The sequence below is a fragment of the Duganella phyllosphaerae genome, assembly GCF_001758785.1.
Classification (GTDB): domain Bacteria; phylum Pseudomonadota; class Gammaproteobacteria; order Burkholderiales; family Burkholderiaceae_D; genus Rugamonas; species Rugamonas phyllosphaerae.
Genome location: NZ_LROM01000060.1, coordinates 73,506 through 83,629, shown reverse-complemented (window position 1 = coordinate 83,629; position 10,124 = coordinate 73,506). Strand labels below are relative to the sequence as shown.

Annotated in this window: 10 protein-coding genes; 1 reads left to right on the top strand and 9 read right to left on the bottom strand. The window is 61.7% G+C overall.

What is annotated here, in order from left to right; genetic code table 11:
* The 4 genes from DUPY_RS06400 to rpsL all read right to left on the bottom strand — a co-directional run.
* The coding region (locus DUPY_RS06400) for a GTP-binding protein (protein WP_229255230.1) at positions 1-238 on the bottom strand (238 nt) is incomplete at its 3' end.
* A 70-nt stretch (positions 239-308) separates the two neighbouring features.
* Complete coding sequence (gene fusA, locus DUPY_RS06395) at positions 309-2,414, bottom strand: elongation factor G (RefSeq protein WP_070246995.1); 2,106 nt, start codon at positions 2,412-2,414, stop codon at positions 309-311.
* Positions 2,415-2,527: 113 nt separating this feature from the next.
* The gene (gene rpsG / locus DUPY_RS06390) at positions 2,528-2,998 is read right to left on the bottom strand and encodes a 30S ribosomal protein S7 (RefSeq protein ID WP_008444271.1); all 471 of its coding nucleotides are present in this window, start codon (positions 2,996-2,998) and stop codon (positions 2,528-2,530) included.
* Positions 2,999-3,146: 148 nt separating this feature from the next.
* Positions 3,147-3,527, bottom strand: coding sequence for a 30S ribosomal protein S12 (gene rpsL, locus DUPY_RS06385; RefSeq protein ID WP_019923502.1), 381 nt, complete (start codon positions 3,525-3,527; stop codon positions 3,147-3,149).
* Between the two features lie 339 nt (positions 3,528-3,866).
* Here rpsL and DUPY_RS06380 point away from each other — a divergent pair, with 339 nt between their 5' ends.
* Positions 3,867-5,561, top strand: a complete 1,695-nt coding sequence (locus tag DUPY_RS06380) for a phosphoethanolamine transferase (RefSeq protein WP_307188188.1) — start codon at positions 3,867-3,869, stop codon at positions 5,559-5,561.
* Here DUPY_RS06380 and DUPY_RS06375 read toward each other — a convergent pair.
* The 5 genes from DUPY_RS06375 to DUPY_RS06355 all read right to left on the bottom strand — a co-directional run bounded on the left by DUPY_RS06375 (position 5,545) and on the right by DUPY_RS06355 (position 10,040).
* The gene (locus tag DUPY_RS06375) at positions 5,545-7,002 is read right to left on the bottom strand and encodes a TIGR01777 family oxidoreductase (protein ID WP_070246993.1); all 1,458 of its coding nucleotides are present in this window, start codon (positions 7,000-7,002) and stop codon (positions 5,545-5,547) included. The two genes, DUPY_RS06380 and DUPY_RS06375, sit on opposite strands and share 17 nt — an antisense overlap.
* Positions 6,999-7,619 (bottom strand): DUF4166 domain-containing protein, encoded by a 621-nt coding sequence (locus DUPY_RS06370; protein ID WP_070246992.1) that lies wholly within the window; start codon positions 7,617-7,619, stop codon positions 6,999-7,001. The genes DUPY_RS06375 and DUPY_RS06370 overlap by 4 nt, the downstream gene beginning before the upstream one ends.
* The gene (locus DUPY_RS06365) at positions 7,616-8,155 is read right to left on the bottom strand and encodes a GbsR/MarR family transcriptional regulator (RefSeq protein WP_070246991.1); all 540 of its coding nucleotides are present in this window, start codon (positions 8,153-8,155) and stop codon (positions 7,616-7,618) included. The genes DUPY_RS06370 and DUPY_RS06365 overlap by 4 nt, the downstream gene beginning before the upstream one ends.
* A 137-nt stretch (positions 8,156-8,292) precedes the next feature.
* Positions 8,293-8,757, bottom strand: coding sequence for a DUF2269 family protein (locus tag DUPY_RS06360; RefSeq protein WP_070246990.1), 465 nt, complete (start codon positions 8,755-8,757; stop codon positions 8,293-8,295).
* A complete protein-coding gene (locus DUPY_RS06355; RefSeq protein WP_070246989.1) occupies positions 8,757-10,040 on the bottom strand; it encodes an SDR family oxidoreductase in 1,284 nt (427 codons plus the stop codon). Before DUPY_RS06355 ends, DUPY_RS06360 begins: the two co-directional genes overlap by 1 nt.
* Positions 10,041-10,124: the final 84 nt, after the last annotated feature.

Genomic DNA, 10,124 nt, shown 5'->3' with positions numbered 1-10,124 from the left:
CGTGCGCGTAGTGACGGGCAGCGGTTTCGTACTCGACGTGGGCGGTGTTGATGGTAATGCCGCGTGCTTTTTCTTCCGGTGCTGCGTCGATCTGGTCGTAAGCTTTCGCTTCGCCGCCGAATTTCTTCGACAGAACGGTTGCGATTGCAGCGGTCAGGGTGGTTTTGCCGTGGTCGACGTGACCGATGGTGCCTACGTTGACGTGCGGTTTAGTCCGCTCGAACTTTTCTTTTGCCATTTTGAATCATCCTTAAAACATTGTTTGTAAATTTGCGGCCCGGTGATCGACCGGACCGCAATGACACTAATTACTTGGCTTTCGCGGTAACGATCGCGTCGATCACGTGCTTAGGCGCTTCCGAGTAGTGCTTGAATTCCATCGTGTAGGTAGCACGACCTTGCGTTGCGGAACGCAGGGTGGTCGAGTAACCAAACATCTCCGACAGTGGCACTTCGGCTTTGATGATCTTGCCGCCGCCGCCTGGGATTTCGTCCATGCCCTGCACCATACCGCGGCGGGACGACAGGTCGCCCATCACGGTACCGGCGTAGTCTTCCGGCGTTTCCACTTCCACAGCCATCATCGGCTCCAGGATGACTGGCGATGCTTTGCGGCAGCCGTCTTTGAAGGCCATCGAAGCGGCCATCTGGAACGCGTTTTCGTTCGAGTCCACATCGTGGTACGAACCGAAGAACAGCGTAACCTTGACGTCCACGACTGGGTAACCAGCCAGCACACCGGTGTTCAGGGTGCCGCGCACGCCTTTTTCAACCGCAGGGATGTACTCGCGAGGAACGGTGCCGCCCTTGATGGCGTCAACGAACTCGAAGCCCTTGCCCGGCTCTTGCGGCTCGATCTTCAGAACCACGTGACCGTACTGACCACGACCACCGGATTGCTTGACGAACTTGCCTTCCGATTCTTCGCAGGTCTTGCGGATCGTTTCGCGGTAAGCCACTTGTGGCTTGCCGACGGTTGCTTCCACGCCGAATTCGCGCTTCATGCGGTCAACGATAATTTCCAGGTGCAGTTCGCCCATACCACCGATGATGGTCTGGCCCGATTCTTCATCGGTCTTCACGCGGAACGAAGGATCTTCCTGTGCCAGGCGGTTCAGCGCCAGGCCCATTTTTTCCTGGTCGGCCTTGGTTTTTGGCTCGACTGCCTGTTGAATCACAGGCTCAGGGAAGATCATTTTTTCCAGGGTGATGATCGAGGTCGGATCGCACAGGGTTTCGCCCGTGGTCACGTCTTTCAGACCAACGGCAGCGGCGATGTCGCCGGCGCGCACTTCTTTGATCTCTTCACGCTGGTTGGCGTGCATCTGCAGAATACGACCCAGACGCTCTTTACGACCTTTGACCGAGTTGTACACGGTGTCGCCCGAATTGACGGCGCCCGAGTACACGCGGAAGAAGGCCAATTGACCGACGAACGGGTCGGTCATGATCTTGAAGGCCAGCGCCGAGAACTTCTCGTCGTCCGCAGGACGGCGGGTGGTTGGCTGGTCGTCTTCATCCGTACCGCCGACGTCGTCGATGTCCAGTGGCGACGGCAGGTATTCGATGACCGCGTCCAGCATGGCCTGTACGCCCTTGTTCTTGAAGGCGGTACCGCACATCATAGGAACGATTTCCGAAGCGATGGTACGGGTACGCAGCGCTTGTTTGATCTCGGCTTCGGTCAGGTCGCCTTCTTCCAGGTACTTGTTCATCAGCTCTTCGGTGGCTTCAGCAGCGGCTTCAACCATCTTCTCGCGCCACTCGGCGGCCGAATCGGCCAGCTCTGCAGGGATCTCGACGTAGTCGAATTTCATGCCTTGCGATGCTTCGTCCCACAGGATCGCTTTCATCTTGACCAGATCGATCACGCCTTTGAAGTTGTCTTCAGCGCCGATTGGAATCTGGATCAGGACCGGGTTGGCCTTCAGGCGAGCGCGCATCTGCTCGTAGACCTTGAAGAAGTTGGCGCCGGTACGGTCCATCTTGTTGACGAAGGCCAGACGTGGCACCTTGTACTTGTTAGCCTGACGCCATACGGTTTCCGACTGTGGCTGAACACCGCCCACTGCGCAGTAAACCATGCAAGCACCGTCGAGTACGCGCATCGAGCGTTCAACTTCAATGGTGAAGTCAACGTGGCCCGGGGTGTCGATGATGTTGATGTGGTGTTCTGGGAAGTTGTTGGCCATGCCTTTCCAGAAGCAGGTCGTTGCAGCGGACGTAATGGTAATGCCGCGCTCTTGTTCCTGCTCCATCCAGTCCATGGTGGCGGCGCCATCGTGAACTTCACCGATCTTGTGGTTCACGCCCGTGTAGAACAGGACGCGCTCGGTGGTAGTGGTCTTACCTGCATCGATGTGAGCGGAGATACCGATGTTGCGGTAGCGCTCGATGGGGGTCTTGCGGGCCATAATTAATCCTAAATCTTTTAATGGACAAAACCGAGCAGCATTTTTTGTGAAAAAAATGAGCCCGGCCTCGAACAACAGATAACAACCAGACCACAGTGGCCCGGTCGATTTTATTAGAAGCGGAAGTGCGAGAACGCCTTGTTCGCTTCTGCCATACGGTGCACTTCATCACGCTTTTTCATCGCACCGCCGCGGCCTTCAGCCGCTTCCATCAGCTCACCGCCGAGGCGTTGTGGCATGGATTTTTCGCTGCGCTTGTTAGCAGCTTCACGCAACCAACGCATCGACAGCGCCATACGACGTACTGGGCGCACTTCAACCGGCACCTGGTAGTTTGCACCACCGACGCGACGGGATTTTACTTCAACCAGCGGTTTGGCGTTGTTGATCGCGGTAGCGAACACTTCCAGCGGGTCTTTACCCGACTTGGCGGCGATGTGCTCGAAGGCACCGTAAATGATGTTTTCTGCGACCGATTTTTTACCGGACAGCATCAGAACGTTCACGAATTTGGCGACATCCGTGTTACCGAATTTAGGATCCGGCAGGATTTCGCGCTTGGGTACTTCACGACGACGTGGCATATCAATTCCTTTCAATCTTCAGTTGAGGTGCGCAGATATGGGTTCGCACTCTCGCGGAGGGTCATCATAACCATCCACTTACTCGACCATTTCCGGTCGATTACATTCACTTAGCTAGTTGCCACTGAGCGAAAACTTTTAATGCAGATTACTTCTTGGCTTTAGCGCGCTTGGTACCGTATTTCGAGCGAGCTTGCTTACGGTCTTTAACGCCCTGGGTATCCAGTGCACCGCGAACCATGTGGTAACGAACACCTGGCAAGTCTTTTACGCGACCGCCGCGCAGCAGAACAACGCTGTGCTCTTGCAGGTTGTGGCCTTCACCGCCGATGTACGAAATGACTTCGAAACCGTTGGTCAGACGCACTTTGGCGACTTTACGCAAAGCCGAGTTAGGCTTCTTAGGAGTGGTGGTGTACACACGGGTGCAAACACCGCGCTTTTGCGGGCTGTTTTCCAGCGCCGGCGATTTGCTTTTCACGGTCAGGGCGACACGTGGATTGCGAATCAGTTGATTGATGGTTGGCATCGTTCTAAACCCAACTTAATAACAACGTGGACAACCCGGACGTATGTCCGGGGACGAATCTCAGTCTCAATTCAGGGAACATCGAAGGCGCGCACAGCCAGCCTCTGGGACCAGCCGAAAACAGCGTATACGATGCGCAGACTAAATGGAGAACTCGCGAGTGTAGGGCAATTGACCTGAACAGTCAACATATATGGCAGAAAGATGTGCTAGCGCGCTGCACCGAAGTTGCTCAGTGGCTACTCCAAAAGCTGCCCGCGACGGCTGAAAACGCCTGATAATAGCGCACTTTCCACCACGCGCTGCCTGCTGCTGCTGTTGCCCTCCATGCGATCCCTGTTGCGACTCCCTCCCCTGTTCGTACTGGGCAGCTACCTGCTGCTGTCGCTGGTGCCGTGCGTGCCGCTGCTGCTCGGTCGGCCCGCGCCCGGGCTGGGCGCCGTCCTCGGCCTCGAAGCCCTGCTGTGGATCGCCGCGTGGGGCATGTTCCAGCGCCCGGCCTGGTTCCACTGGCTGTTGCTGCCTGCCCTGCTGGCCCTGCCTACCGAGCTGTACCTGTTCATGTATTACGGCCAGGGCATTTCCACCCACCACCTCGGCATCATCGCCGAGAGCAGCCCGATGGAAGCCATGGAATTCCTGGGTAACAAGATCTGGCTGATGGCAGCGATCCTGGTCGCCATGCTGGCCTGGTGGGTGGCCATCTTGCTGGCCGCGCGCCGCAGCCCGCAACTGACCTGGCGTGGCAAGACGCGCTGGCTGGCAGTGCCGGCGATCGCCGCCCTGGCCGTGCTGGGCTGGCCCACGCCCACCCCCGTGTTCCAGCAGGCGCCGTTCACTTTCAATAACTTTGCCAACTCCTGGCCCTTCGGCCTGATTGCGCGCGGCGTCGATTTTTACAACGAACGCCGCTACCTGGCCGAACTGGGCATGCGCAGCAGCAACTTCACCTTCAAGGCTCACCAGGCCGCCCCCGACAACGAGCCGGAAGTGGTGATCATGGTGCTCGGCGAATCGTCGCGCTACGACCGCTGGAGCATCAACGGCTACGACCGCGAAACCACCCCGCTGCTGGCGCAGGAGCCCAACCTGGTGTCGCTCACCAATATGATCACGGCGGTGTCGGCCACGCGGCTGTCGGTGCCGGTGATCATTTCGCGCAAGCCGGCCATGCAAAGCCTGAAAGCCGGGTTTTCGGAAAAGTCGTTCCTCACCGCCTATAAAGAAGCGGGTTTCAAAACCTGGTGGTTGTCGAACCAGATCTCGTTCGGCGAGTTCGACACGCCGGTGTCGGTGTTCGCCAAGGAAGCGAACGTGATCCAGTTCATGAACCTGGGCAGTTTCAATAACCGCTCCAACCTCGACCAGATTTTGCTGGGCCCGTTGCAACAGGCGATGCACGATCCGGCGCCGAAAAAGCTGATCGTGCTGCACACGCTGGGCAACCACTGGAACTACAGCGAGCGCTATTCCAAAGAATTCGACAAGTGGCAGCCGTCGCTGTTCGGCGTGGACAAGCCCGAGCACACCAACGTCAAGATCAAGGTCGAACTGAACAACAGCTACGACAACTCGATCCTGTACACCGACTGGTTCCTGGCCCAGGTGATCGGCCAGCTCAAGGAGAGCGGCCAGCGCACCGCGATGCTGTACGTGGCCGACCACGGCCAGGTGCTGTACGACGGCAGCTGCGCCATTGCCTTCCATGGCCACAACACGCAGTACGACTTCCACGTGCCGGCGCTGGTGTGGTACTCGGACCAGTACCAGTCCCATTACCCGGACAAGATCAAACAGCTAAAACGCCTGCGCAAGGCCAGGCTGGCGACCGAGAACGTGTTCCACAGCCTGCTCGACCTCGGCGACATCGCCTACGACGACCAGCACCTCGAGTGGAGTTTCCTCAATAAACAGTTCAAGCCCCACAAGCGCTACGTGGACAGCTACGGCTGGACCAACTACGACAACGCCACCTTCAAGGGCGATTGCCGCGAGGTGATCGACAAGGGCACGCCGCTCAAGCGAGAGAAGTGAGCGCCGGCGCCAGTTGCGGATAGCGGAACACAAAGCCGCTGGCCAGCAAACGCTGCGGCCCCACCCGCTGCCCTTCGAGCAGCAAGTCGGCCTGCTCGCCGAGCGCCAGGCGCATCGGCCAGCCCGGTGTCGGCAAGCCGTACGGACGATGCAGCACCTTGGCGGCCACGCGGCTGAATTGCGCCTGTGTCAGGCTCTCGGGCGCGGTGAAGTTGTAGCTGCCGCCCTCCCCTGCACCATTGGCGCACAGCTGCGCCATACCGCCGATCACGTCATCGACATGGATCCACGACTGCCACTGCCATCCGCCGCCAAGCGGCCCGCCCAGGCCCAGCCTGATCGGCAACAGCAGCATCGGCAACGCACCCTGGCGGCCCAGTACCAGGCCGAAGCGCATGCACGCCACCGTTACGCCGTGGGCGCTGGCGCGCTGCGCCGCTTCTTCCCATTCACGGCACAGGTCGGACATGAACACCGGCTGCGGCGGCGCGGTTTCGGTGAGCACCGTGTCGTCGCCCTGCGGCTGCACGCCGTAGTAACCGATCGCTGAACCCGAGAGCATCAGCGCCGGCTTGTGTTCGGCCTGGGCGATCCAGTCCACCACCCTGGCGGTCAGCGCCACCCGACTCTGGCGCAACGCCGCGCGGCGCGCTGCCGTCCAGCGCCAGCCGAGGATGCGCGCGCCGGCCAGGTTGACGATCACGTCGATGCGGCGCGACGGCGGCAGCTGGTCCATGCTGTCCACGCAGTCGACACGGCCGTCGAACAGCCACGCGGCCTGGCGCGGCTGGCGCGTGAGCACCGTCACGCGCTGGCCATCGCGCAGCAGCGCATGCACCAGGCGCTGGCCGATGAAACCGGTGGCGCCGGTAACCAGGAAGCTGCGGCCGGTGGCGCCAAAGGCCTGCGCCGGCTCGCTCGACTCCTGGAGACGGTCCTGGCGCCCCAGCGCGCGCGAGGCCAGCGCATCGCGGATGCCGGAAACGCCCACGCCCACGCCGCACAGCGCCAGGAACACGCCGAGCGCACCGTTCGGTTGCCACACGATGGCGGTGGGCAGCGCCAGCCACTGCGGCGCATTCAGGGCCAGCAGCGCGATGAAGGCGCCGCCGATCATGGCCAGCACCGTGTGCGTGACGCGCTCGGTGGCCGGCAGCAGGCGGGTGCGGTCTTCCACCACGAAATCCCACAGCGTCAGCCCGATCTCGACCACGAACACCAGTAACACCACCACCGCCCACAGGCCGTGGAACGCCCACGACGACAGGCCGATGAACAAGGCGCTGTAAATCAGTGCGCGCACCGCGTGAATCGCCAGCTCGCGGCGGGCGGTGGCGCGGCCTGGCAGCGCCTCGGTCAGCTCGTGGTGGTACAGGGTGTCGAACGCGCCCAGGCAGCCCTGGGCCGCCATCAACTGCAATGCCAATAAATGAGTATTCATGGTGTCACCTCGCGGAACACGCCCGCTTGCGTAAATGTGGTGCCAAACAGTGGGTGCCGGATCTCGATCCGGATGTCGAACTGGTTGGCGCTGTTGTTGCGATGGCAGAGATAGGTCTTGCCGGGCGTGATCAACCCCGGTAGCGGGATGCGGGTACCGAGCACATCCCAGAAATAGCCGTCGCTTTCGAAATGCAGGTTGCCCTCGCGGATCGACAGCAGCAGCTTCATGCCCAGGCCCATGCCCACGTATTCGAGCACCTCGCCCTTCTCGCTCTCGGCCATGAACGAGGTGAACATTACCGGCCGGCGGCGGTTGAGGCGGTAGATGCGCTGCTTGAAGATCGAGGCGCAGTTCGGCTTGGAATAGACTTCGATATCGACCGGGAAATCGGCGTCGGTGTAGGGCATCAGCGCGCCCTTGATGAACGGCATGCTCAGGTAGCCGAGCAACCGCCCCAGGCGCGAACAGGTCAGCTCCGACAGCCGTCCCTGGTAGCGCAGCGGCTTGCCGGGCAGCGGATTCTTGTCGAACCGGGCCTGGATGTCGGGATGCAGCAGGCGCCATTGTGGACCCAGGATTTTCTTGAACAGCTCGCCTTCGGACGGCGTGCTCATGGTTTTTTCTTTTCGCTACCCATCAATTGCGCCATCTTGCCGCCCATGGTCAGCAAGCGTTGCAACGTGGCCGGTGGCAAATGCCTGGTGTCGCCGTAGGCGGTGGTGAGCATTTCCATGAAGGCCAGTACCTGGTCCATCTTGACCTTGGTGGCGTCTTCCAGCGCCGGGTCGCTGTCGGCTTCCTGGGCGCATTCGCGCAAGACAGTGAGCGTGGGGTCGATTTCGCGCTTCTTGCGTTCCTCGACGATCACGCGGAAGATTTCCCACACGTCCTGCAAGGCCAGGAAATGGTCGCGGCGGTCGCCGGCCAGGTGGGTGACGCGCACCAGGCCCCAGCTCTGCAATTCCTTGAGGCTGTTGCTGACGTTGGAGCGGGCCACGGTGAGTGTCTCGGCGATTTCCTCGGCATGCAGCGGGCGGTTGACCAGGAACAGCAGCGCGTGGATTTGCGCCACGGTGCGGTTCACGCCCCAGCGCGTGCCCATCTCGCCCCAGTGCAGGATGTATTTTTGAATCGTTGGTGCGAGGGTCATGCGGCGTCCTTTTCGATTATCGTTATTATGGGTTTAGAGCGTCCGACATAACCTTCAGAGCAAGGCGCAGCGACGAAGGCAGTACGAATGTACGGCGAGGAGCTGCAACGCCGCTATGGAGGTTATGTTGGACGCTCTCAGACTGGCTTGTGCACCATCAGCCAGTACACCACCATCAGCGCGCCAAAGGCGGGAAAGCCCAGCGCGGTCCAGATTTTCTCGTAGCGCCAGTAACGGGCCGGCAGCGGCAGCAGGTTGCGCGCAGCCTCGGCCGCCATGTCGCGCATGCGCAATTGCAGCCACACCACCGGCAGCCAGCACAGGCCGGCCAGCACGTACAGCGCGATCGACCACATGATCCAGCGCGAATGCATCGGGTAGCCGGCCAGATGGATCATCCAGAAACCCGACAGCGGCTGGATGATCACGGACGGCGTGGTAAACCACCAGTCGGCGCGGGCGACGAGCCGCGTGACCACGGCCATCGCCTGCACGTTGCCGCTGCGGTTGACAAAGAACATGTAGAAGGCGGTGCCGAATCCGGTGCCCACCATCAGGGTGGCGGACAGGATGTGCAGCACTTTCACGGCAAAGTATTCCATCATCTTTCTCCTTGATGTTTGGCCGGGCTGGCACGCCACATCAGCAGCATCAGCGCCAGCAACGGCAGGTTCTTGGTCAGCGGCCCGAACGGATGCCGCCAGAAATCGGGCAGGAACACGCTGAGCATGGCGGTGTAGCCGCCCACCAGCGCCAGCTGCGCCGCCCATAGCCAGCGGCGCGGACGCAGCAACAGCAACACGCCGATGGCGGCGTCCGTCACGCTGGCAGCGAGCAGCATCGGCTCCTGCCAGGCGGTCGGCACACCGCAGGCGGCCAGCCAGGACCGGCTCTCGGCATGGGGCCAGGCAAACCACGACACGTACGCCGTGATCAGCCACATCAGCGCGATCGCCACCGTCACCAGCGGCGCGCCCCAGGACCACGCTGCCGTCACGCGCTGCGCCGGTCCGGCAAAGGAACCGGGGTCGCGCAGCGGCCGGCCCAGCACTGCTTGCGCGGGCGCCGGGTCGGCCGTGTTGGAGCCGTCGGCGCTTTGTTCGAGCATCAGGAGCGATTCGGGGGTGAAGGCAGACGAAGGCGCCAGCGCGGCGACGTGTGCGGCCAGGGCGGCCACCGGGCCAGGCAACGAGAGCACCAGCGCAGCGGGCGCCTGCATGCCGCGCCGCAGGTCGGCCAGGTAGCCGGCCATGGTCATGGCCCGCGGGCCGACCACGGCCAGTGCGCGCGGCATGGCGCCCGGCGCGGTCAGCAACCGCACCACGATGTCGGCCAGGTCGTCCACGTGTATGGGCTGCACCAGCGCCCGGTGGGCAGCCGGCAGCATCAGCACCGGCAAGGTCGCCAGCAGGCGGAACAGCACGCTGCTGGCGCCATGCTCGCCGTACACCAGCGAGGGACGGATGATGGTGGCATCCATCTTGCGCGCCAGCAGGTCGGCCTCGGCCGCGCCCTTGCTGCGCCAGTAGCCGGTGGCGGCCTGCGGCTGGCTGCCCAGCGCGGACACCTGCACCGCGCGCAGTCCCGACTGCTCGCAAGCGGCAAACAGCGCGACCGGCGCGGCGCGGTGCAGGCGGTCGAAGTCGCCTTTTTGCACTTCGCGGATGATGCCCACGGCGTTGACCACGGCATCGACACCTTGCAGCAAGGGCAGCCACTGCTGCACATTGGTCATATGGCCGAAGTCGAGCTCGATCCAGTCGGATGCCAGCTCGCTGGCTGGACGGCGGCGGCTGGCGCCAACCACGTCAACACCGGCCGCACGCAACGCCCTGAGCACGTGCGCCCCCACCAGTCCGGTGGCGCCGATCACCAGTACCCGCATATGACCTCCGTCGGTTATTTCTGTAAAGACAGAAATTGATGGGTAAAAATTTGACCGACGAGTCGGCCTAAAGTGTCTGACGGA